1 protein-coding gene is annotated in these 968 nt (G+C 66.2%); it reads left to right on the forward strand.

From position 1 onward, the window contains the following. The coding region (locus F0Q45_RS26210) for a transposase (protein WP_188113187.1) at nt 1–746 on the forward strand (746 nt) is incomplete at its 5' end. Nucleotides 747–968 lie beyond the last annotated feature (222 nt).

A 968-nucleotide genomic window follows, 5' to 3' on the forward strand; every position in this document is an offset into this window, starting at 1 on the left:
AGTGGCGGCGCAAACTGTTGATCACCATCGACGGGGCCGGTTCCAGCCACGCCGTGGTTGAGCACTTGGAGAAGCTCAACGCCCAGCCGGGCCGCTCGGTGGACTACTCCGTGGGCTTTGATCTCGACGAGCGGGCCCGGGTCGCGATCGGGCAGATGCCCGCCCAGGGCTGGGAGCCGGCGCTGGACGCGGCCGGTGACGCCCGCGACGACGCGCAAGTGGCCGAGCTGACCGCACTGCTGCGTGAGGGCCCCGGCGGTGACCGCCTCGATGGCTGGCCGGCTGGCATGCGGATCCTGGTGCGCAGGGAAAAAATCGAAGAAGATCGCCAGTTGTCGCTGTTCGAGCACCTCAACGGCTACCGTTACCAGCTCATCGCGACCAACATCCGCGGCGGGCATCCCCAGCGACTTGAGGCCCGCCACCGGGTGCACGCCCGGGTAGAGGGATTCATCCGCTGCGCCAAGGACACCGGCCTGGCCCGCTGGCCCTCGAAGTCGTTCGCGATCAACACCGCCTGGGTCGCAGCCGTCGCCATCGCCATCGACCTGTTGTGCTGGATGCGGCTGCTGCTCTTGGACGGCCCATTGTCCAAAGCCGAACCGGCCACCCTGCGTTACCAACTGCTGCACGCCGCGGCCCGCCTGGTCAAACACTCCCGCCACCTGATCCTACGAGTCCCTAAAACCTGGCCCTGGGCCAAAGAATTCGCCGACGCCCTCAACCGCGTCCACGCCATCCCCTAATCACAAGACCCCCTGTCCAACAGGCCCCAAGGAAGGAGTAACCAGCCCGGGACCAAGGAACCCGGCGCCACCGCACGACACGCGGCGGCAACGCGTACCGAAAGCCCAAAATCAGGGTCAATTCGCGATCTCAACGGCCGGCCAAGGGCAAACCCCAGCGACCGTGAAATTTTGAGGTTGGACCCCGGCCCGGCACCGACAAACATCCGCGCAGAATTCACT

The sequence above is a fragment of the Mycobacterium simiae genome, assembly GCF_008370645.1.
GTDB classification, from domain to species: Bacteria; Actinomycetota; Actinomycetes; order Mycobacteriales; family Mycobacteriaceae; genus Mycobacterium; species Mycobacterium simiae_A.